The following is a 20832-nucleotide window of genomic DNA, read 5'->3' as shown; positions in this document are numbered from 1 at the left end:
GACACGCCGCCGGTGGCGACGGGGCCGCGATCAGTCGCCCGGCAGCGAGACGTAGGTGGTCTCGAGGTACTCCTCGATGCCCTCGAAGCCTCCCTCGCGGCCGAACCCGCTGGCCTTGACGCCACCGAACGGCGCCGCCGGGTTCGAGACCAGGCCGGTGTTGACCCCGACCATGCCGAACTCGAGCGACTCGGCCAGCCGGATCGTGCGGGCGAGGTCGCGCGTGTAGACGTAGGAGGCCAGGCCGTACTCGGTGTCGTTGGCCGCCGCGACGGCCTCCTCCTCGGTGGTGAAGGTGCTGATCGGCGCGACCGGCCCGAAGACCTCCTGCACGGTGATCTCGGCGTCGGTGGGGACGTCGACCAGCACCGTCGGCTCGTAGAACCAACCGGGCCCGGACGGCGCCGACCCGCCCACCAGCACCCGCGCGCCGCCCTGGACGGCGTCGGTGACCAACTGGTCGACCGACTCGCGGGCCTTCTCGTCGATGAGCGGGCCGACGTCGACGCCGTCGTCCTGGCCGCGGCCGACGGTGAGCGCCCCCATGCGCTCGGCGAGCCGCGAGGCGAAGTCGTCGGCGACGTCGGCGTGCACCAGGAACCGGTTGGCGGCCGTGCAGGCCTCGCCCATGTTGCGCATCTTGGCCAGCATCGCGCCGTCGACCGCGGCGTCGAGGTCGGCGTCGTCGAAGACCAGGAACGGGGCGTTGCCGCCGAGCTCCATGCTGACCCGCTGCAGCCGCTCGGCCGACTGTCGCACCAGGATCCGCCCGGCCCGCGTGGAGCCGGTGAAGCTCACCTTGCGCAGGCGGTCGTCGTCCTGCAGCGCCTGGCTCAGGCCGGCGTCGTCGCTGGTGGTGACCACGTTGAGGACGCCGGCGGGCAGCCCGGCGTCGGTGACGATCCGCGCCAGCGCCAGCATCGTCAGCGGCGTCTGCGCGGCCGGCTTGACCACCATCGTGCAGCCCGCGGCCACCGCCGGCGCGATCTTGCGGGTGCCCATCGCGAGCGGGAAGTTCCACGGCGTGACGAACAGGCAGGGGCCCACCGGCTTGCGGATGGTCAGCAGCCGGCCCGGGCCGGCGGGGTTGCGCAGCCAGCGCCCGTCGATGCGCACGGCCTCCTCGCTGAACCACCGCAGGAACTCCGCGCCGTAGGTGACCTCGCCCTTCGCCTCGGCGAGCGGCTTGCCCATCTCGAGGCTCATCAGCAGCGCCAGGTCGTCGGCACGGGCGGTGACCGCCTCGAACGTGCGCCGCAGGATCTCGGCCCGCTCGCGCGGCGGCGTGGCCGCCCACTCCCGCTGCACCGCGACCGCGGCGTCGAGCGCCTCCACCGCCTCGCCCGGAGTGGCGTCGGCGACCTCGGTCAGCCTCGACCCGTCGGCCGGGTCGTGGACGGCGAGCCGCCGCCCGTCGTCGGCCTCGCGCCACTCCCCCGCCACGAACAGGCTGTGACCCACAGGCGGCAACAGGTCGGCGAGCGGGGCGAGACGGTCGACGTCCTGGTCGATCTGGTCGGTCTGGTCGGTCATGCGGCCAAGCCAACCACGCAGCCCGCACCGCGCGGGGCGGGAAGTTTTGCACAGCCCGCCGAGACATCGTTCTGGCCCCGGCGTAAAGTCGGACACAGTCGTCCTTCGGAGGGAGCACCAAGAAGACGACTAGAACCGCCTCGCCGACCCCATGCGGCGGGGCGGTTCGCTGTTGTGATGGCGCGAGCGTGTCGCCGGGGCACCTGGCGCCCGCCTCGCTCGGCCTGCTCGACCCCCGGGGGTCTCCGGTGGTTGAGCAGCGAGGAACGAGCGTCGTCGAAACCACCGGCCCTCCCACACGAACGCGCGCGGATGGCGTCCCTTCGACACGCTCAGGGTCCGTGTGGGCGGGTCCGCGTCGACCTTCCGCGGTCTCGACGACGGCTCGACCACCGGCGCGGACGACGTCCCCGACGATGGTCGAGGTGCGAGGAGCCCTGGCGACGAGCCTCGAGACCGCCGGCCTGTCACGTGAACCCTCGCGGACGGCCTCCCTTCGACAGGCTCAGGGTCCGTGTGGGCGGGTCCGCGTCGACCTTCCGAGGTCTCGAGGCTCGGCCGTGGCCGGCCTCGCACCTCGACCACCGGAGCCGCCGGTGGTTGAGAAGCGAGGAACGAGCGTCGTCGAAACCACCGGCCCTCCGCGGGAACGTTCGCGTGGTCCTTCCGCGGTTTCTACGACGGTCTCGCGCAGGCCAGCGGACGGCGTCCCTTCGACAAGCTCAGGGTCCGTGTGGGCGGGTCCGCGTGGACCTTCTGCGGTCTCGACGACGGCTCGACCACCGGCGCGGACGACGTCCCCGACGATGGTCGAGGTGCGAGGAGCCCTGGCGACGAGCCTCGAGACCACCGGCCTGTCACGTGAACCTTCGCGGACGGCGTCCCTTCGACACGCTCAGGGTCCGTGTGGGCGGGTTCGCGTGGACCTTCCACGGTCTCGAGGCTCGGCCGTGGCCGGCCTCGCACCTCGACCACCGGAGCGGCCGGTGGTTGAGCAACGAGTAACGAGCGTCGTCGAAACCACCGGCCCTCCCGTGCGAACGCGAGCGGACGTCGTCCCTTCGACAGGCTCAGGGTCCGTGGGGTCAGGTCGGCATGGACCCTGGCGAGGTCTCGAGGCTCGGCCGTGGCCGGCCTCGCACCTCGACCACCGTGACCGCTACTCGCGGTCGGGGGAGGTGGGGACGAGGAGGGCGGCGAGCTGGGTGCGGGAGCGGAGGTCGAGCTTGCGGTAGATGCGGGTGAGGGTGGCCTCGACGGTCTTGACGCTGACGTAGGTGCGCTCGGCGATCTCGCGGTTGCTGGCGCCGGCGGCGACGGCGCGGGCGATGCGGGCCTCCGACTCGGTGAGCCGCTCGAGCAGCGGGTCGTCGGCGGCGCGCGCCGGCTCCGGACGCAGCTCGGCCTGCACCTGCGCCGCCCACGTGTCGGCGTGCAGCGAGACGAACAGCTCGTGCGCCTCCCGCAGCGCTGCGCGGGCGGCCGCCACCCGGCGGCGCCGGCGCTCGAGGTGTCCGCGGGTCACGAGCGCGCGGCCGACGTCGAGCCGCAGGCCCGACTCGGTGGCCACCTTGACCGAGCGGTCGAGCACCTCGACGGCGGCGTCGAGATCACCGCGGGCGATGAGCAGCTCGGCCTCGGCGCGGTCGAGCTGCGCGGTGACGCCGTCGGTGCCGCCGTCCGCGTGCCGCCGCTCGACGGCGTAGCGCGCCTCGCCCAGCACCTCGGCGGCGTCGTCGAGGCGGCCGAGCGCGGTGAGCGCCGAGACCAGGTCGGCGTGCCAGCGGTTGACCGTCGGGTCGCCGAAGCCGCGCTCGGTCTCGACCGCCCGCACCCGCGCCAGCGACTCGGCCGCGCCCTGGGCGTCGCCGGAGCGCAGCAGCGCCTGCCCGAGCACGATCTGGTGGCGCTGCACGTAGCGCAGGTCGCCCTGCTCCTCGGCCGACTCGGCGCCGCGGCGGGCCAGCGTGGCCGCGCGAGCGACGTCCCCGCCCACCAGCTCGGCGAGGGCGGCGACGAACCAGCTGGTGTGGGCGTCGAGGTCGAACTCCTCGCCGACGCGGGCGGCGCGGGCGGCGTACTCGACGGCCTCCTGACAGCGGCCGGCGCGCACGCCGACCTCGACCAGGCAGCGCAGCACGTGCACGTGGTCGGTGCCGGCGCCGCGCTCGACCTGGGCGAGCATCGTCAGGAACGACTCCCACGCCTCGTCGAGGCGGTCGTCGTAGAAGGCGAAGCGCGCCGCCATGTACTCCGGCGAGGTGTGCAGGAAGCCGTCGGGCGCGGGCCGGGCCAGCTCGAGGGCCCGCTGCAGGGAGCCGCGGTGGTCGCCGCCGGTCCAGCGTCGTGCGACCGAGAGCGTGGTGAGCCCGAGGGCCAGCTCGTGCTGGTCGCCGCCGTGCTCGACGAGCCGCTCGAGCGCCTCGACGGCCCGCTCGCACGCGCTCAGCGCGGCGTGGGGGCGGGCCTCCATGAGCGCGATGCGCGCCCGCTGCAGCAGCACGCGGGCCACCAGAAGGTCGTTGTCGCCGGCGTCTGCGAGCGCGCCGGTGAGCACCTCGTCGAGCAGCGCGACGGCGTTGCCGTTCAGCTCGGGGATGGCGAGCCGCACCCGCACCGCCTGCGCCGGCGTGGTCGGCGACTCCCACACGTCGGCGAGCGCTCGCTGCACGAGGTCGACGTGGTTGCCGGGCGCCGCCGTCTCGACCGCCGCCACCCGCCACTCGACCCGCTCGGCGTCGAGGTCGGCCGGGCTGCGGTCGGCGGCGAGCAGGTACAGCTCGGCGGCGAGGTCGCGCGTGCCGTGGACGGCTAGCTCGCGCGCCGCCTCGGCGAGCCGGCGGGCCGTCTCGGCGTCCGGACGCGGGTCGGCCAGCGCGAGGTGCCGCAGCCGCTGGGCGCCGGTGCGGGCGGCGTCGGCGAGCCGCCGGTGCAGCTCGGCCCGCTCGGCGGCGGGGCACGACTCGACGATGACGTCGCGCAGCGCCGACGGCGTGAAGCGGGGCGTGGTCTCGCCGCCGCGCGCCACCAGGCCGGCCTCGGCGGCGCGCCGCACGTCGAGCTCGGCGCCGATGCGGCCGGTGCGCTCGAGGTCGCGCACGCTCGGCCGGTGCATGAGGGCGAGGTGCAGCAGGGTCTGGCGGACGTCGTCCGGCTGCGCCCAGTAGCGCTCGCGCAGCACCCGCTCGATGCTGCCGGGCAGCGGCGCGGGGCGGCCGAGCACGGCGGGCCGCTCGCCGACGAGACCGGCCATGGTGAGCGCCAGGGCGGGGATGCCGCCCGACTCCACATGCACCCGCTGCGCCACGTCGGGCGCGAGCCCGGGGCCCTGGGGGTCGCAGAGCAGCTCGACCATCTCGACGGTCTCGAGCGGCGGGACGTCGAGCAGGGCCAGCTCGCTGACGTCGATCGGGGTGGCGGCGTCGGCGGTGGTGAAGGTGGCGACGACGAGCAGGCGGCCGGCCAGCCGCCGGCGGGCGTAGCCCAGGACGGCGGACGACTCGGCGTCGAGCCACTGCACGTCGTCCAGCAGCACGAGCACGGGCCGCCGCTGCGAGGCCGCCTCGAGGACGGCGTGCACCCCGGCCGCGAGGTCGGAGCGCATCTCGTCGGTGGGCTCGACGGCGACCAGCCCGGCCGCGACCCAGTCGGCGACCGACGCCGGCATCGCCGCCCCGACGGCGTCGGCGGGGCACTGCGCGAGGAGGTCGCGCACCGCCGCGTACGGCAGCGCGACCTCGTCGGGCGCCCCGGCGCACCGCACGACCTCGGCGTCGCCCCGCGCGGCGGTCTGCTGCTCGAGCTCGTCGAGCAGGGCGCTCTTGCCCACCCCGGACGGGCCGACGAGCGCGACCGATCCGCCGCCGTCGAGGAGACCACGGACCTCCTCCAGCAGCGCCGCACGACCCACCAGCCGAGGCATGCGGACAGGTTAGGGGTCGTTCACTTGGTAAAGACAGGCCCGCACGAGGGGAAGGTTCCCTCTCGCGCCCGGTCGCGGACCGGGTCGGGCCGGGCCGGTCAGGGATCGGCGAGCAGCCCGATGAACTCGTCGGCCATCTCGACCTGACGCGCCAGCTTCGCGCGCCGCCCCACGGCGTCCTCGCGGATGACGGCCAGGCGCGCCGCCGCGGCCTCGCGGTCGGGGGCGGTGGTGGCCGGGTCGTGCAGCGCCTCGACGTCGTGCAGCACGTCCTTCATCGCCTCGAGGGTGAACCCGAGCGGCTTCATCCGGCGGATGACGAGCACCTTCGCCACGTCGTCCTCGGTGTAGAGGCGGAAGCCGCCCTCGGTGCGCCCGGACGGTGGTAGCAGGCCGACCTCCTCCCAGTGGCGCAGGCTGCGCAGCGACAGCTCGGTGCGGGCGGCCACCTCGCCGATGTGCATGAACCCGGACGTCGCCGGGCGGTCGTCGTCGCTCATCGCCGGCTCGCCTCCGTTCCGGATTGCAACCCTACCCTTACGTAAGGGTAGGGTCTGGATCGCACGTGGTGCCGGGGTCCGGCCCGGCCCGTGCATCCTCTCGCGGACGCCGTCGCGGCGTCCCGCCCGGCCTCCGGGCGCCGTCCCGCCCGCCCCGAAACGGAGCACCGCCTTGCCCACGACCGCGCCCGCCCCCGACGTCCTCGCACCGACGGTGCGCAACGCCCTGAGGTCGCCGCGCATGCTGCGCACCGAGGTACTGGCCGGGCTCGTCGTGGCGCTGGCGCTGATCCCCGAGGCGATCTCGTTCTCGATCATCGCCGGGGTCGACCCGCGCGTCGGGCTGTTCGCCTCGTTCACGATGGCGGTCTCGATCGCCTTCCTCGGCGGGCGGCCGGCGATGATCTCGGCCGCCACCGGCGCCGTCGCGCTCGTGATCGCGCCGGTGATGCGCGACCACGGCTACGACTACCTCGTCGCCACCGTGATCCTGGGCGGGCTGATCCAGGTCGCGCTCGGGCTCGGCGGCTTCGCGCGGCTCATGCGGTTCGTGCCGCGCTCGGTGATGGTCGGCTTCGTCAACGCGCTCGCCATCCTGATCTTCCTGGCGCAGCTGCCCTACCTGGTCGACGTGCCGTGGCTGGTCTACGTGATGACGGCGGTCGGCATCGCGGTGATCGTCGGCCTGCCGCGCGTCACCACCGTCGTGCCGGCGCCGCTGGTCGCGATCGTCGCCCTGACCGCCTTCACCGTGCTGGCGGCCGTCAGCGTGCCGGACGTCGGCGACGAGGGCGAGCTGCCCACCAGCCTGCCGGCGCTGTTCGTGCCCGACGTGCCGCTCGACCTCGAGACGCTGCGCATCATCGCGCCCTACGCGCTGGCCATGGCGCTGGTCGGCCTGCTCGAGTCGCTGCTGACCGCCCGTCTCGTCGACGACATCACCGAGACGCCGTCCGACAAGACCCGCGAGTCGTGGGGCCAGGGCACGGCGAACGTCATCACCGGCTTCTTCGGCGGCATGGGCGGCTGCGCGATGATCGGCCAGACGATGATCAGCGTGAAGGCCTCCGGCGCCCGCACGCGTCTCTCGACCTTCCTGGCCGGCACCTTCCTGCTCGTGCTGGTGGTCGGCCTGGGCGACGTCGTCGCGATCATCCCGATGGCCGCCCTGGTGGCCGTGATGGTGATGGTCGCGGTCGGCACCTTCGACTGGCACTCGGTGCGGCCGCGCACGCTGCGCCGGATGCCGCGCTCGGAGACCACGGTGATGCTCGCGACCGTCGTCACCACGGTCGCCACCCACAACCTCGCGATCGGCGTCGTCGTGGGGGTGCTGGTGGCGATGACGCTGTTCGCCCGCCGGGTGGCGCACCTGACCGACGTCCGCCGCGACGTCGTCGAGACCCCCGACGGGCCGACCGCGGTCTACCGGGTCACCGGCGAGCTGTTCTTCGCCTCCTCCAACGACCTCGCGCTGCAGCTGGACGCCGCCGGCGACCCCGACCGGGTGGTCGTCGACCTCAGCGAGTCCCACGTGTGGGACGCCTCGACCGTCGCCGCCCTCGACGCCATCACCGCCACCTACGCCCGCAGGGGCAAGACCGTCGAGATCGTCGGGCTGAACGCCGCGAGCGCCGAGCGGCACGGGCGGCTGTCCGGCCACCTGGCGTCGCACTGACGCCAGGTGGCCCGGGGGCACGCGGCCGATCGGCAGCCGGGCTACTTCGCCAGCACGACCGAGCCGACCTTGTACCCCTTCACCGGGGCACCGAGGGACTTGCTCGTCACGGTGCGCTCGATCTCGGTGCGGCGTCCGTAGAGGTACATCGAGACGCTCACCTGGTCGGCCCGCGGCTGGTTGCGCAGCGACGCGATCAGCGCGTCGAGACGGGTGCGAGGGGCGGCCGTGCGACCGGCCACGACGATGACCTCGTCGCCGCCGTAGAAGTCGTCCTCGCTGGTGGCGCCGCCGCGAGCGAGGAAGGCGCCCTCGACGGACCGTGCCGTGCGCGGGATGTCGAACGAGACGGTCGTCGTCCGGGGCTCGGCGCCACCACGCAGGCTCAGCACCAGGCGCAGCGTGCCGCCGGGCTTGACGACGGCGGGTCGCCGGCGGTCGACCGGCACCAGGTCGCCGCCCTGGACGCGCTGCTTCACCGGGCCGAGCTTGAGCAGCTCGGCGTCGGGGTCGACGACCGAGACGTTGCGCACCGAGGTGATGCGGACGCCGGGCAGGCGGGTGATCCGCTCCAGCAGCCCCGGCAGGCCCCACGCCGACGCGAACAGCAGGTCCTGCTCGGAGGCGTAGAAGGCGGAGTGGACGATGCGGAACGGGGTGCCGTCGCGGTCGAAGCCGCGGATGGTCCAGGTCTGCCGCTCCGTGCCCGGGCCGGACTCGTCAACCACGGTCTGGTGGTTGCCGATGTGCTGGTAGAAGGCGACCTCGCCCAGGGCGGCGGGCACGGTGACGTAGGAGGTGCCGACACGATGCCGCTCGCCGGAGGTGATGTCGGAGACGACCTTGATGGTCGCCGGCGACGCGCCCACGGTGCCGGTGATGCCGGTGAGGTGGTCGTCGGTCACGGTGCCGACCGGGTCTCCGAGGTTGGCGACCTTGAACGGCGCGCCGAGCGACTCCGGCTGCACGTAGACGGCCTCGGCCGGGTGCAGGCCGAGGGTGAGGTCGTCACCGGCGAAGGTCAGCGGGTGGCCGAAGCCGACCAGGCTGTCGCCGCACACGGAGGTGACGGTGCCGACGCCGGCCATCGACACGTCGCCGTAGGCCAGCGACGCGCCGAGGTTGCCGCCGGCGACGAGGGCGTCGGCGCTCGGGCCGCCGGGCGCGCGCCCGGCGCTGCCCATCACGTGGGCGCGACCGCTGAACCACGGTCGTCCGTCGGCCTTGCGCGCCGCCTGGGCGAGCAGCCGGGCCGGCACGCCGGAGACGCCGAGCGGCACCTCGAGCTCGCTGAGCCCACCGCCCGCGAGGCGGGCGGAGACGTCGGCGCTCCGCACGACGCGCTGCTGCAGCGCGGGGCCGAGCGCCACGCGGCGCTCCACCTCGGGCAGGTAGTCGTCCATCGCATCGAACGGGGTGATGCCCGCGATGGACGACGGACCGTTCGACAGGCCGTACGAGACCGCGCCGAGCAACCGGCCGTCGGCGTAGACCGGGGAGCCCGACATCCCCTGCCAGATGCCGCCCGCCGCCTCGATCGCGGGCGAGTCGAGGTCGGCGACGATCATGTCGACGCCGGGCGCGATGCCGTCGCGCACCACGCCGAGCACGGTGCCGTCGAACGGCTGCGGCTCGGTGCCCTGCGACACGGTGGCGCCGTCGACGGTGAGACCGGGTGCGACGTCGGCGAGCGGGTACGCCTCGGCGCAGTCCGGCTCGGGCGCGGCGACCGCGACGGCGGTGCCGCCGACGACCGGCAGCAGCGCGGCCAGGGCGGTCACGGCCAGGGCCGGGACCAGGCTCGAGCGGCGTGGGAGGGACGAACGGAGCATGGGGACGGGTCACCTTCGCGTGTGAGGACGGCGTCCGGGTCGACGCCGCGGTGACCTTAGGTCGGCATCGCCCTCGACGTGGCCGAATGCGGGAGATTCGTCCGACCCGGCGTGACCCCTCAGGGCCAGCGGCGGCCGTCGCGGGCACACAGGGTCGTCGTCTCGGCGGCACCCCCGGGCAGGCACCGGCCGTCGACCAGCTCGCGGTCGCCGATGGGCTCCACGAGGCGGACCACGACCGGCACCTCTCGGTTGCTCTGGCACGTGGCCTCGCCACGGTCGGCGACGACCGAGAAGGTGACGATGATCGCCGTCGGCCCGTAGACGACGTCCGGCTCGAGCACCTCGCCGGTGACGCCGCTGTTGCAGCCCAGACGGCTGACCGTGGTGGCCACCTCGGTGTCACCGGGCCTGGGGAGCGCGTCTCCGGAGAGCCGCCAGACCGCGGCGTCGTCCCATTCGTCGTCCTCGGCCGCGGAGACGACGACGGTCGTCCCGGTGCGGACGGGTTGCCCGACCGGCGGATGCGTGATGACGGACTCACGGTTGCCGAGGTCGCCCTCCACGCGGACGTCGAACCCCGCGGTCTCCAGGCGCGCGACCCGCTGGGGCACTGTGGCGAACGACGCGAACGGCACGGTGGTCCAGCCGTCGGGCAGCACCGTCGCGCTGTCGAGCAGCTCGTCCATCAGGGTCCGGGCGTCCGGTCCGCCGGTCTGCACGACCACGGTCGCGCCCCGCTCCTCGAAGACCAACCCGCCCTGGCAGCGGCTGGTGGGCGCGTCGCTGCACGTGCGCTCGGTCGACGGTCGCGGGTTGCTGTCGAGCGGCGCCAGCGTCACGCGCGCGACCTGGCCGCCGCCGAAGGAACAGTCCACGGATGCGGCGGCGGTGCCGTCGACGACCTCGGCCGGTGCGTTTCCCCCGCAGGGGCTCTCGACGACCGGCCAGTCCTGCGGCACCGCGACCACGACGCCGTCCGTGCCGACCCACTTCGTGCCCGGCGGTGGCTCCGGAAGGGGCTCGACTGCGCCGGCCGTGGCCGGGCCGGAGGGGGCGTCGTCCGAGCCGCTCGTCGCGACCGCGACGCCGACGGCGACCACCGCGACGGCCAGGGCCGCGCCGAGCACCGCCCGGGTGCGCCGGCGCCCCCGGGCCGTGCGGACGACGCGGTCGACGTCGAGCGGGGCGACGTCGATGGTGCGCGAGGCCCGCGCGAGCACCTCGGCGCGCGGGTCGGCGTCCTGCTGCTCCTGGGTCACGACTCTCCTCCTGCGTGGTCGGCGAGCGGGGCGGGGTCGAGCGCCGCCAGGGCCCGCGACGTGCGGCTCTTGACCGTGCCGACCGCGACGCCGAGCACCTCGGCCGTCGCGCGCTCGCTGAGGTCGGCGACGAAACGGAGCACGAGCACCTGCCGCTGGTCGGGGCTCAGCGCGCGCAGGGCGTCGACGACCGCGTGCCGCAGCACGATGCCGGCCTCCTGGTCGTCACCGTCGGGCTCGACGTCGAGCCGCTCGGTGGGCCGCTCGCCGTGCCAGCGGCGTCGCCGGCTCGTCGACAGCGCGTTGACCATGATCCGGTAGACGTAGGCGTCGGGCTCGGCGGCCTGGCGCACCTTCGGCCAGTGGGTCCAGGCCTTGACGAGCGCGGTCTGCGCGAGGTCCTCGGCGTCGGGCTGCGAGCAGCCGAGCATGACGGCCGAGCGCACCAGCGACGCCCAGCGCCCGGAGGCGTAGGCGGTGAAGTCGGCGGTGCGGTCGTCCATCACCACTCAGACAACCCGGGACGCCGATCAGGTTCCCGGGCTGCTCAGCCCGCCGACCGGCGCCACGACGCCACCCCCGCGCGGGCAGACCCACGCGGCGACGTCGTCCACCACGTGCGCCTCGAGCGGGTGGGTCTCGGGGTGGTGCGGGCAGGGGGGCCAGTTGGTGGGGGCGGTGAGCAGCGACTCGATCACGTACTCCTGCACCTGGTCGGCGGCGGAGGCGACCCGGGTGGCCTCGTCGTCGGCGAGGAGCACCGAGACACCCCGGGCGCCCGTGGGGCCGCCGACCATGGCAGCGGGCTGGTCGGGGAGGTCGTTCGCCCACGAGGAGTCGTACACGACCGGCTCCTCGGTCTGCGTGCGGCGCAGGTCGCGCAGCACGGGCTCGAGGGCGGCTCGCAGGACGTCGTGCACGGGCCGATGCTGCCACCGCAGCCGGCGGTCCGCTCAGGGGTTCTCGTCGACGGTGCGCGAGTCGGTGAGGGTGAGGGCGCCGGCGGCACCGATCAGCCCGACGAGCACCGCGAGCAGGCCGTAGGCGACGCGCTCGCCATGGAAGAACGAGGCGACCAGGTCGCTGCTCCACACCCCGGCCGGCAGCGTGGTGGTGACGAGGGCGGCGATCAGCGTGCCGACCAGCGCCGTGCCGACGCTGGTGCCGACCTCCTGGGCGGTGTCGTTGAGGGCGGTGCCGATCGACGTCCGGTTGGCGGGCATGGCCTCGACCAGGGCGACCGCGCAGATGGTCATCACGGTGCGCAGGCCGACCGTCATGACGACCATCGAGACCGCGATGGCGAGGTAGCCGTGCTCGACGCCCCACGAGAGCCCGGCGAGCGAGCCGGCCAGGCACGCGGCGCCGACGAGGCAGGCGACCCGATGGCCGAGACGGCGTCCGAGCCACTCCGAGAGCGGCGTGGCGAGCACCATCGTCGCGATCACCGGCAGGTTGGCGAGGCCGGCGCGCACGGGACTCCAGCCGTAGGCGAACTGGAAGTGCAGCACGAGCCCGAACAGCACGCTGGCCATGGCGATCGAGGTGCCGACCTGGGCGATGGCGGCCCCGCGCACGGTGCCGTCGCGGAACAGGCGCAGGTCGAGCATCGGGGCCGCGCTGCGGCGCTCGTGCCGGACGAAGGCGACGCCGGCCAGCACCGCACCGAGGACCGCGCCGAGGGTGAGCGGGGCGAGCCAGCCGTGCTCGACGCCGCTGGTCAGCGACCAGCACGCCAGGCCGATGGTGGCGACGCTGAGGACGGCGCCGGGTAGGTCGAGGCGGTCGTCGGTGAGGTCCTCCGGTCGGTCGGCCGGGACGCCGAGCCGCACGCCGACATAGGCGATCAGCGCGATCGGGGCGTTGACGACGAGCAGCCACTCCCAGCGCACGTGGGCGAGCGCCGTCCCGCCGAGCAGCGGGCCGAGCACGAAGCCCGACATGCCGACCACGATCATCACCGTCATCGCCCGCATGCGCAGCGCCTGGTCGTCGAAGAGCCGGAAGACCAGGGAGTTGGTGATCGGGGCCATCGCGGCCGCCGCGATGCCGAGCCCGGCACGCAGCGCGACCAGCTCGCCGGCGGTGGTGACGAGGACGACGAGCAGGCTGAGCAGCCCGAAGACCGTGAGGCCGACGAGCAGCACGCGGCGGCGTCCGAGCCGATCGGCCAGCGAGCCGGCCGTGAGCAGCAGCCCGCCGAAGGTCAGCGAGTAGGCCCCGGTGACCCACTGCAGCGCGGTCGTGCCGCTGCCGAGGTCGCGGCCGATGGTGGGCAGCGCGATCGAGAGCAGCGTGTTGTCGACCATCTCGACGAAGAACGCCAGGCACAGCGCGGCCAGCGGGATCCACGCCGCCTTGAGCGACGGGTACGTGCGACTGCCTGTCGCGGTGACGGGTGCGGTCGTGGACATGGTGGCCTCCTTCAGCGGGTCGGCGTCGTCCGCAGGCCGGACGACGTCGGGGACGCTAGGGAGCGCCGGTGTCACGACGGCTTCACGTCGGTTTCACGGCGGCCCGAACCCGCGCCGCGGTCGGTCAGAGGAGCAGGACGACCGGTAAGGCGACCAGCACCCACCCGGCCGCCAGAAGCAGCCCCCACCCCATCGACCGTCTGCTGGGAAGCACCGCTCCCGGCGTCATCGCGTCGAGCCATCCCCTTCGCCTCGCGTACTCCCGCTGGCGCAACGTCTGCGAGACGGCGCCGCACACGCAGAACGACGCGAACGCGACGCCGAAGACCACCCCGACCTCGGCGTTCGTCACCCGCGCTTCGTTTCAGGGCGTACGCGACCGTGTCAGTCGTTTGCCTTCGAGTTCTCCACAACCCCCGTGGTTGAGCGGGATTCTCGCCCGAAACTGTCAGTGGTCACGGCTTGGATGGAGGCATGACCAAGCACCTCGACGACTCCGGATCGGCCCACCCGATCCTGCGGTTCGTCGAGGGGTTGGAGCGTGGGCTGGAGGCGCTGGTCGACGTCCCGGCGTGGTCGCTCGACGCCACCAAGACGCGTGAGCTGGTGCCGCGGCTCGCGGCCGGGCTGGCGCGCGTGCACGAGCTGCAGGCGCGGGTCGTGGGTCAGGCCGGCGACCTCGACCTGCCCGCCGAGCTCGGCGTCCGGTCGCTGTCGGCGTGGCTGGCCCGCACCACGCGCGTCACCCCGGCCGAGGCGGCGCGCACCACGCGGCTGGCCGAGTCGCTGCGCACGCACGAGCCGACGCGGGTGGCGGTCGCGGCGGGCCGGGTCCACGCCGAGCAGGCACGCGTCATCACCGCCGCTGTCGACGGCCTCGAGGCGGACGACGTCCACCACCGCGAGCAGGCCGAGGCGCACCTGGTCGAGCAGGCCGCGCACTTCGACGCTGATGAGCTGCGCCGGCTCGGGCGCCGCATCCTCGAGGCCGTCGACCCCGACCGCGCCGACGAGCACGAGGCCCGGCTGCTGGAGAAGCAGGAGGCGCGGGCCCGCAAGCGCACGACCTTCCACCTGTGGGACGACGGCGAGGGCCTCGCCCACGGCCGGTTCACCCTGCCGGCCGCGCAGGCCTCGATGCTGCGCAAGGCCCTGCTCGGGCTCGCGGCGCCGAAGCACGTGCGGGCCACCGAGGGCGCCGGCAGCTACGACTGGCAGCGCCCGACGCCCGAGCGGATGGGTCAGGCGTTCAGCGAGTACGTCGAGCGCTTCCCGCGCGACGCACTACCCAAGCTCGGCGGCCTCAGCGCCACCGTCGTCGTCACCGTCGACCACGAGACGCTGCTCGGCGCCCGACGCGCCGCCCGCCTCGACACCGGCGTCGACGTCTCACCCGGCCAGCTCGCCCGCTGGGCCTGCGAGGCCCGGCTGATGCCCGCCGTCCTCGACACCGAGGGCCACGTGCTGCACCTCGGCCGCGCCGCGCGATTCCACACCCCGGCGCAACGACTCGCCCTCATCGTCGAGCAGCGCACCTGCCAGTACCCGGCCTGCGACGTCCTCGGCGCGCTCTGCCACGTGCACCACACGGTGTCCTGGCAGGACGGCGGCCCCACCGACACCGATCACGCCGTGCTGCTGTGCCCGTTCCACCACCACCAGGCGCACACCACCGGCATCCGATACCCGAGGCGCAACTGAGACTGGGCCGCCCCACCCGATGGTGGAGGTGTTCGTCGCCGGATCGGTCAATCGCGCCCGCGATGCCTTTACTTTCGAGACGATGGCTGCTGTTCCCGGCTGAATACGGAGGTGGCAATGGTGGAGCAGGTCGATCTGTGGGGTCAGGTCGGGGCTTACGTTCCCCTCGAGCCGCCTGCGGACAAGAGCGCGGTCAAGACATTGGTCGGCGCGCTCACCCCCCAGGGGCGCGAACAACTGCGCGCCGACGCCACCTTGCACATCGACGGCGACCGCATACGCGCGGATGTCGGGACCACGACGGTCGGCTGGGTGCCAGCGGACGTGGCACGTGGCTACCTGCATGTCTTCCGCGCGATGACGACCGTGCAGCAAGTGCCGCGCGTCACCGCTCAGGTGCGCATCTACGACAACCAGGACGCATGGGAGGACTCAGGGCTGGACGTAGACGCACTTGGCCGCGACAGCATCTGGGTGACCGCCTACATTTCGCTGGCGGAGCCACACCTGCTGCGACCCATCAACGCCAGGCCAAATCACCGTTCGGTCGAGCTCCCCGAGGGACGTAAGCAGAAGGTGGCCGTGACGGTCGCCGCCGGCGGCGCCCAGGCCAGAGCGTGGATCCGTCCCGAAGGAGCGGCATGGGTTTACTGCTCCCTCCAGCCGCTCACGGAGAAGCTCGCCCGGTCCACGCGAGAGGTCGTGCAGGTGTGGATCGACGAAACGGCGGTCGGCTCACTCACACCCGCGATGAGCAAGAACTTCTTGCCGCTCGTTCGCCTGCTTTCCGATTCCGGCCGAGTGCCGGTCGCGCGAGGCATCGTGAAGGGCAACCACCTCCAACTCGAGATGTCGGTCGCAGCGCTCAAGGCCTCGGAGGTCCCGCAGTCGTGGCTGCGCGACAACGACCTCGAACCGTCGGCCGACGGCCGATCCCCGCTGGTCGTGCCGGACGCGACCGACGACCCGATTGAGTCGCCAACCACAGAAGATGCGATCGCAGGTACGCCAGGAGGCGAGAGCCGGGCACCCGGGTTTTATGCGGACCCGGACGGGATGGCCGATGAGAGGTTCTGGGACGGCTTCGAGTGGACCACTCGGATCCGTATGCGCCCGAAGCCGTCGCGATGAGATCTCGCTGATCTCAGCCGGGCTCGCTAGGCCTTGCAGATTGGGCCGGCGATCCGCAGCCGGATGCGGCCGTGACGAACGCGGCGACGACAAGCGCCCTGGGTGCCGACGAGCGTCGCGCGGAACTCGGGCTGGTCGACGTCCAGGAACGCGGCGGTGCCGGGAGTGCCCCGCTACCGGTCGGCACCCGTCCACGCCCAGCGGAACCGGTCGACCAGGCCGGTGACGGCCGGGATGCGTGACGCCGCGGAGAGCAGGAGGAGCCCGAGCGCGGCCCCCACCAGGTTGAACAGCAGGTCGTTGACGTCGGCGACGTGGCCTCCGCCGAGCTTGCGGGCGGTGACGAGCTGGGTGGTCTCCACGACCAGGCTGAGGGCGGTGGCCGCGGCGAGCACCGCCCATGCCGGCCACCTGGGCGCGACCAGTGCCACGAGGACGCCGACCGGCACGAAGACGCAGATGTTCATGAGGGCGTCGGCGGGCTCGTAGCCGGACCCGAGCGTCAGGTTCAGCAGGCCCGTCCGAGGACCGCCGCCGGGCTTGTCCAGGTAGATGGGGAAGATCGTGTTGGCCACGACCCCCGCGGCGTAGACCGCCCAGGCCAGGCCGACCGTGGCCCGGGGCGCGGTGAGCATCCCGGTGCGGCGCAGGTGCCACGTCGCGAGGACGAGGACGAGCACGGCCAGCGGGACCACCACCGGCAACACCGGGACCTCGCGAAACACCTGAGCACTCCGATCTGCGGCGGCACGTCGGCCGGCCGCACCTCAGCGACCAGCCCGAGCCCACACTCCCCCAGCGGCACCCTCCGCCCATCGGCACCAGGTACCGGTCCGTGGGCCTCAGGTGCCGACGGGCCGGCTGCTCCCGCCGCTAGGGTCGCGAGATGGTTTCGAACCGGCCGTCGGTACGGGGCGAGCTGCCGTGGCTGTCCGGGCCCCTGCACCGCGTGCGCAACGACGCGTGGCCCCTCGTCGACGACTTCCTGGAGCGCTGGAGCTACCGCCGGATCACGCTCGACGGGCGGGCGATGACCTCCCACGAGGCCGCCCACGCCCAGCTGCACGCCGCCTTCGACTTCCCGGACTGGTGCGGCGCCAACTGGGACGCGTTCGACGACTGCTTCGGCCACTTCGTCCACCAGAACGACGGAGCGCTGATCGCGGTCGTGTGGCGGGACATGGACGTGGCCGCCCGACACGCCCCCGCCACGGCTGCCGAGGTGGGCTGGGGACTGCTCAGCTGCAAGTACGGGACGATGCCGAGCCTGCCTGCCGGGGCCGAGTGGGCGGTCGACCTCGACGTCTTCGTCGTGGGGGACGGGCCGGACTTCCGCCACCCGGGCTGAGCGACGCCCGCCGCCAGCCGACCACCGGACGTCGCTCAGCCCGCCGCCCGCAGGAACGCCTCGAGGATCGGGCCGGCGGTGCCGGAGCCGGAGGAGCCCTCCTCGACGAAGACGGCGACGGCGAGGTCGCCCTGGGCGCCGACCATCCAGGCGTGGGTCTTGAGCTGGTCGCCGTCCTGGAACTCGGCGGTGCCGGTCTTGGCGATGACCTCGGGGCCGGGCAGCGAGAGCAGGAACCCGCCGCTGCCGTCGGTGACGACCGAGCGCAGCAGCGAGCGCAGCTGCTCGGCCTCGCCCTCGGTGACGGGCTCGACGCCGTCCGGCGGGGCGACGTCGACCTGCTCGACCAGGCGGGGGACGACGAGCGAGCCGTTCTGGATCGAGGCGATCACGGTGGCCATCGCCATCGGGGAGGCGAGCACCGTGCCCTGGCCGATCATGTCGGCGGCGGCACCGGTCTCGGTCTCGGGCGGCGGCACCTGGCCGAAGTAGGCCGGGAAGCCGAGGTCGTGGTCGACGCCGAGGCCGAGCGAGGCGGCGGCGTCCGCGAGGTCGGAGCCCTTCAGCCGCGTGCGCTCACGGATGAAGGCGGTGTTGCACGAGTTCGCCAGCGCGGTGCGGAACGGCACGTTGCCGAGCCCGCTCGAGGGGTAGTCGTCGTAGTTCTCGAACTGCGCGCCGTCCACGATCACCGTCGAGCTGCAGTCGACGACGTCGTCGGGCTTCAGGCCGCGTCGCAGCAGCGCCAGGCTGCTGACGCTCTTGAACGTCGACCCGGGCGCGTACTGGCCGAAGGTGGCGAGATTCTGGTCGCCGTTGCCCGGCCCGTTCGCCGCGGCCAGGATGGCGCCGTCGCTCGGCCGGATGGCGACCAGCGCGCTCGCCGGCGTGGTGTTCGCGAGCAGGCTCTCGGCCTCGGTCTGCAGCCCCTCGTCGAGGGTGATGACGAGGTTCTTGCCCTTGCCGCCCTTGGTCCTGTGGATCTCGCGCGCCGCGCCGTCGGTGCCGACCGCGCTCACCACGACGCCCTCGGCGCCCCGCAGCTGGTCCTCGTAGCGGGCCTCGAGCCCCGAGAGCCCGACGCGGTCGCCCACCTCGAGCGTGGGGTCGGCCTTGATCATCTCGGCGCTCACCTCGCCGACCGTGCCGAGGATCGGCGCCGCGAAGTCGCGGGTCGGGCCGAGCGGGATCTCGTCGGCGATCAGCCGCGCGCCCTTGATCGACTCGTAGCCCGACAGCAGGGCCGGGGGGACGTCGTCCTCGCGCAGGACGATGCCCTCGACGAAGGCCTGGTCGCCGGCGCCCTCGACCGCCGAGACGAACGAGCCGACGTCGATGCCCGCCAGCTGGGCCAGCTGCTCGGCCGAGGCGCCCGCCTGGCCCTTGCCGACCTGGGTGCGGTCGATGCCGACCCGCACGACCGGCCGGTTCGTGACCAGCTTGGCGTCGTTCGCGCCGACGATGTCGCCGCGCTCGGCCGAGACCGGGTCGGCCTCGAGCACCGAGTTCGCGTTGAGGCTGGGCTCGACGACGCTGTGGTCCCAGACGATCGCCCACTCCTCGCTGTCGTCGACCGACCCGCGCTCGAGCGCCACCGGCGCCTTGTAGGTCCAGTCCTCGCCCTCGATGAGCGGCCAGGTCCAGGTGAGGGTGGCGCTCGCGCTGTCGCCGTCCTCGGCGACGGTGCCGAGCTCGACGGTGGGCTCGATGTCGTCCATCTCGGCGACGACGCCCTCGAAGTCCTTGGTGGCCTCGGCGCCGGTCAGCTCGGTGAACGGGACGTCGCGCAGGTCGCCCGAGGCCAGGCCCTCGACGAGCGCCGCCGCCGTGCCGTCGGCCTTCTCGCCCGCGTCGGCGGGGTCGGGCTCGTCCTCGCTGCAGGCCACCAGCGTGGCGGCGAGGAGCAGGGCGAGCGGGGCGGCCAGCGCAGGTCGCAGCGCTGCGGATCGGGCGATTCGCATGTCCCGGTTCTACCAGCCGACCGGGTGAGGACCCGAACCTGAACCGGGCGCCGTCAGCGCGCCGCCGGGGCGACGAGCCGGAACGTCGTCGGCTCGATGGTGCGGTCGAAGGCGCGCCACTCGCGCTGCTTGTCCACCTGCTCGTCGGCGTCGGCGCGGGCCGTGGCGGCGTCGGCGGCGGTGGGCGCCGTCCGGGCCCCGCCGAGCAGCGACCCGACGAGCGGGGCGTAGCCGGAGGAGTGGCCGGCGGTGTTGGGGTGGTAGCTCTCGTCGATGGGGTTCGACAGCCCGTTGATCCACTCCGGGTCGTCGCACACCGCGTGCCCGATGAAGGCGTTGGTCGGGTTCGCGAAGGCGAACCCGGCGTTCGAGGCGGCCGAGGCGAGGACGCCGTTCAGCTGGTCGGCCGTGGCGTTCAGCCGCGCCTCCTCCTCCGGCGAGAAGAAGGTGGCGGCGTTGCAGTCCTCGCCCATGAACACCCGCGGGTAGCCGACCACCACGACGTCCGCGGACGGCGCGCCCGCACCGATGTCGGAGTACAGCCCGGCGAGCCGTCCCGGCAGCGTGCCGGAGATGAAGGCCTGCGCGCCGTCGACCGCTTCGTCGCAGTCGCTCATCCAGCCCGGCTGCGCGCACTCGGTGAGGACGTCGGCGAACCCGGCGTCGTTGCCGCCGACCGACACCGTCACCTTGGTCGTGCTCGCGGTCAGCGCGGCCAGCTGGCCCTCGACGTCGGGGATGGTGGCGCCGGAGCAGGCGCGGAGGTCGAGGCTCCACCCGTTCTGCGCCGCGATCAGGCTCGGGTAGGCGGCCGGCGAGCGCTTGCAGCTGGTGCCGTCGTCGAGATAGCTGCGGGTGCCCACGCCCGAGGAGTAGGAGTCGCCGAGGGCGACGTACTGCTCGGCCGCCGCCTGCGCGGGCGGCGAGGCGGTGAGGGCGGTCGCGACGAGCGCGGGGACGGCGAGGGCGGCGAGGACGCCGCGGGGGCGGACGGGCACGGGGGGACCTCCGAGAAAGGGCCGATGGGGACGCCCGTCAGTCCACCACCGTCGCCGGGCGGGCGGAACCGGGGAAACCCTGGACCCACGACTCGCTGCCCTCGACCAGCCCGTCGACGTGACGCCGGAACCCGGGGCAGGCGGCGATGTCGTGGGCCCGGCACGACAGGGCGTGCAGCGTCATCTCGCGCGAGCGCTGCATCTCGGCCATCCGCCGGTCGAGGTCGGCGACGTGGGCGTCGAGGACGGCGTGCCGCTGCGGGGCGTCGGCGTCGAGCAGCACCTGGATCTGCTCGAGGCTCATGCCGGCGACCTTGCTGCTGAGGATGGTGGCGACCCGCACGAGGTCGTCCTTGCCGTAGCGGCGGCGTCCGGCGGCGTCGCGCTCGGGCGCGAGCAGGCCGACGTCCTCCCAGTGCCGCAGCACGTGCGTGGCGAGCCCGAACCGGTCGGCCAGCTCGCCGATCGACCAGACCGGTGCAGTGCGGCTTGACTTCATGTCAGCATGAAGTCACATCCTCGTGGTTGAGACAAGTTCCGAACGAGAGGATG

17 protein-coding genes are annotated in these 20832 nt (G+C 73.7%); 4 read left to right on the top strand and 13 right to left on the bottom strand.

What is annotated here, in order from left to right:
• Positions 1 to 30: 30 nt before the first annotated feature.
• The 3 genes from ABEA04_RS02505 to ABEA04_RS02495 all read right to left on the bottom strand — a co-directional run bounded on the left by ABEA04_RS02505 (position 31) and on the right by ABEA04_RS02495 (position 5955).
• Positions 31 to 1533, bottom strand: coding sequence for an NAD-dependent succinate-semialdehyde dehydrogenase (locus ABEA04_RS02505; RefSeq protein ID WP_345454200.1), 1503 nt, complete (start codon positions 1531 to 1533; stop codon positions 31 to 33).
• A 1159-nt stretch (positions 1534 to 2692) separates the two neighbouring features.
• Entirely contained in the window at positions 2693 to 5455 is a 2763-nt protein-coding gene (locus tag ABEA04_RS02500) for a helix-turn-helix transcriptional regulator (protein ID WP_345454198.1), read from the bottom strand.
• A 98-nt stretch (positions 5456 to 5553) separates the two neighbouring features.
• On the bottom strand, positions 5554 to 5955 hold the full coding sequence (locus ABEA04_RS02495) for a MerR family transcriptional regulator (protein ID WP_345454196.1): 402 nt from the start codon (positions 5953 to 5955) through the stop codon (positions 5554 to 5556).
• Positions 5956 to 6127: 172 nt separating this feature from the next.
• Between ABEA04_RS02495 and ABEA04_RS02490 the strand changes: the two genes are divergently transcribed.
• Positions 6128 to 7633 carry a SulP family inorganic anion transporter gene (locus ABEA04_RS02490; RefSeq protein WP_345454195.1) on the top strand — a complete coding sequence of 502 codons (1506 nt, stop codon included), beginning with the start codon at positions 6128 to 6130 and terminating at the stop codon, positions 7631 to 7633.
• 41 nt (positions 7634 to 7674) lie between these two features.
• Here the strand turns inward: ABEA04_RS02490 and ABEA04_RS02485 are convergent, their stop codons facing one another.
• The 6 genes from ABEA04_RS02485 to ABEA04_RS02460 form a co-directional block, all read right to left on the bottom strand.
• Positions 7675 to 9465 (bottom strand): SpoIVB peptidase S55 domain-containing protein, encoded by a 1791-nt coding sequence (locus tag ABEA04_RS02485; RefSeq protein WP_345454193.1) that lies wholly within the window; start codon positions 9463 to 9465, stop codon positions 7675 to 7677.
• A 119-nt stretch (positions 9466 to 9584) separates the two neighbouring features.
• On the bottom strand, positions 9585 to 10727 hold the full coding sequence (locus ABEA04_RS02480) for a hypothetical protein (RefSeq protein ID WP_345454191.1): 1143 nt from the start codon (positions 10725 to 10727) through the stop codon (positions 9585 to 9587).
• Positions 10724 to 11230 (bottom strand): SigE family RNA polymerase sigma factor, encoded by a 507-nt coding sequence (locus ABEA04_RS02475; RefSeq protein WP_345454189.1) that lies wholly within the window; start codon positions 11228 to 11230, stop codon positions 10724 to 10726. The genes ABEA04_RS02480 and ABEA04_RS02475 overlap by 4 nt, the downstream gene beginning before the upstream one ends.
• 27 nt (positions 11231 to 11257) lie before the next feature.
• The gene (locus ABEA04_RS02470; protein ID WP_345454187.1) at positions 11258 to 11647 is read right to left on the bottom strand and encodes a hypothetical protein; all 390 of its coding nucleotides are present in this window, start codon (positions 11645 to 11647) and stop codon (positions 11258 to 11260) included.
• Positions 11648 to 11680: 33 nt separating this feature from the next.
• The gene (locus tag ABEA04_RS02465) at positions 11681 to 13141 is read right to left on the bottom strand and encodes an MFS transporter (RefSeq protein ID WP_345454185.1); all 1461 of its coding nucleotides are present in this window, start codon (positions 13139 to 13141) and stop codon (positions 11681 to 11683) included.
• A gap of 124 nt (positions 13142 to 13265) precedes the next feature.
• A complete protein-coding gene (locus tag ABEA04_RS02460) occupies positions 13266 to 13493 on the bottom strand; it encodes a hypothetical protein (RefSeq protein ID WP_345454183.1) in 228 nt (75 codons plus the stop codon).
• 122 nt (positions 13494 to 13615) lie between these two features.
• Between ABEA04_RS02460 and ABEA04_RS02455 the strand changes: the two genes are divergently transcribed.
• Both ABEA04_RS02455 and ABEA04_RS02450 read left to right on the top strand, forming a co-directional pair.
• Positions 13616 to 14842, top strand: a complete 1227-nt coding sequence (locus ABEA04_RS02455) for an HNH endonuclease signature motif containing protein (RefSeq protein ID WP_345454181.1) — start codon at positions 13616 to 13618, stop codon at positions 14840 to 14842.
• 120 nt (positions 14843 to 14962) lie between these two features.
• The gene (locus ABEA04_RS02450) at positions 14963 to 15973 is read left to right on the top strand and encodes a DUF2510 domain-containing protein (RefSeq protein WP_345454179.1); all 1011 of its coding nucleotides are present in this window, start codon (positions 14963 to 14965) and stop codon (positions 15971 to 15973) included.
• A 173-nt stretch (positions 15974 to 16146) separates the two neighbouring features.
• On the opposite strand, the gene ABEA04_RS02445 is transcribed toward ABEA04_RS02450, so the two are convergent.
• The gene (locus ABEA04_RS02445) at positions 16147 to 16698 is read right to left on the bottom strand and encodes a VanZ family protein (RefSeq protein ID WP_345454177.1); all 552 of its coding nucleotides are present in this window, start codon (positions 16696 to 16698) and stop codon (positions 16147 to 16149) included.
• Positions 16699 to 16859: 161 nt separating this feature from the next.
• On the opposite strand from ABEA04_RS02445, the gene ABEA04_RS02440 reads away from it, so the two are divergent.
• Positions 16860 to 17321 (top strand): barstar family protein, encoded by a 462-nt coding sequence (locus ABEA04_RS02440; protein WP_345454175.1) that lies wholly within the window; start codon positions 16860 to 16862, stop codon positions 17319 to 17321.
• Between the two features lie 35 nt (positions 17322 to 17356).
• Here ABEA04_RS02440 and ABEA04_RS02435 read toward each other — a convergent pair whose 3' ends face one another.
• From ABEA04_RS02435 to ABEA04_RS02425, 3 genes are read right to left on the bottom strand one after another with little or no spacing between them, the layout of a single operon-like run.
• The gene (locus tag ABEA04_RS02435; protein ID WP_345454172.1) at positions 17357 to 19282 is read right to left on the bottom strand and encodes a penicillin-binding transpeptidase domain-containing protein; all 1926 of its coding nucleotides are present in this window, start codon (positions 19280 to 19282) and stop codon (positions 17357 to 17359) included.
• A gap of 53 nt (positions 19283 to 19335) precedes the next feature.
• Positions 19336 to 20280: an SGNH/GDSL hydrolase family protein gene (locus ABEA04_RS02430; RefSeq protein WP_345454170.1), complete on the bottom strand. Its 945-nt coding sequence runs from the start codon at positions 20278 to 20280 to the stop codon at positions 19336 to 19338.
• Between the two features lie 37 nt (positions 20281 to 20317).
• Positions 20318 to 20779: a MerR family transcriptional regulator gene (locus ABEA04_RS02425; protein ID WP_345454168.1), complete on the bottom strand. Its 462-nt coding sequence runs from the start codon at positions 20777 to 20779 to the stop codon at positions 20318 to 20320.
• Between the last annotated feature and the right edge of the window lie 53 nt (positions 20780 to 20832).

Source organism: Nocardioides marinquilinus, assembly GCF_039543705.1.
In the GTDB taxonomy this organism is placed as follows: domain Bacteria; phylum Actinomycetota; class Actinomycetes; order Propionibacteriales; family Nocardioidaceae; genus Nocardioides; species Nocardioides marinquilinus.
The sequence above is the reverse complement of the archived record's forward strand: the minus strand, read 5'-3'. Positions and strand labels throughout refer to the sequence as shown.

Coding starts and splice junctions, on each gene's coding strand:
- ABEA04_RS02500 (WP_345454198.1), bottom strand. CDS start 5,455: ATGCCTCGGCTGGTGGGTCGTGCGGCGCTGCTGGAGGAGGTCCGTGGT.
- ABEA04_RS02465 (WP_345454185.1), bottom strand. CDS start 13,141: ATGTCCACGACCGCACCCGTCACCGCGACAGGCAGTCGCACGTACCCG.
- ABEA04_RS02455 (WP_345454181.1), top strand. CDS start 13,616: ATGACCAAGCACCTCGACGACTCCGGATCGGCCCACCCGATCCTGCGG.
- ABEA04_RS02440 (WP_345454175.1), top strand. CDS start 16,860: ATGGTTTCGAACCGGCCGTCGGTACGGGGCGAGCTGCCGTGGCTGTCC.
- ABEA04_RS02435 (WP_345454172.1), bottom strand. CDS start 19,282: ATGCGAATCGCCCGATCCGCAGCGCTGCGACCTGCGCTGGCCGCCCCG.
- ABEA04_RS02505 (WP_345454200.1), bottom strand. CDS start 1,533: ATGACCGACCAGACCGACCAGATCGACCAGGACGTCGACCGTCTCGCC.
- ABEA04_RS02495 (WP_345454196.1), bottom strand. CDS start 5,955: ATGAGCGACGACGACCGCCCGGCGACGTCCGGGTTCATGCACATCGGC.
- ABEA04_RS02485 (WP_345454193.1), bottom strand. CDS start 9,465: ATGCTCCGTTCGTCCCTCCCACGCCGCTCGAGCCTGGTCCCGGCCCTG.
- ABEA04_RS02475 (WP_345454189.1), bottom strand. CDS start 11,230: ATGGACGACCGCACCGCCGACTTCACCGCCTACGCCTCCGGGCGCTGG.
- ABEA04_RS02425 (WP_345454168.1), bottom strand. CDS start 20,779: ATGAAGTCAAGCCGCACTGCACCGGTCTGGTCGATCGGCGAGCTGGCC.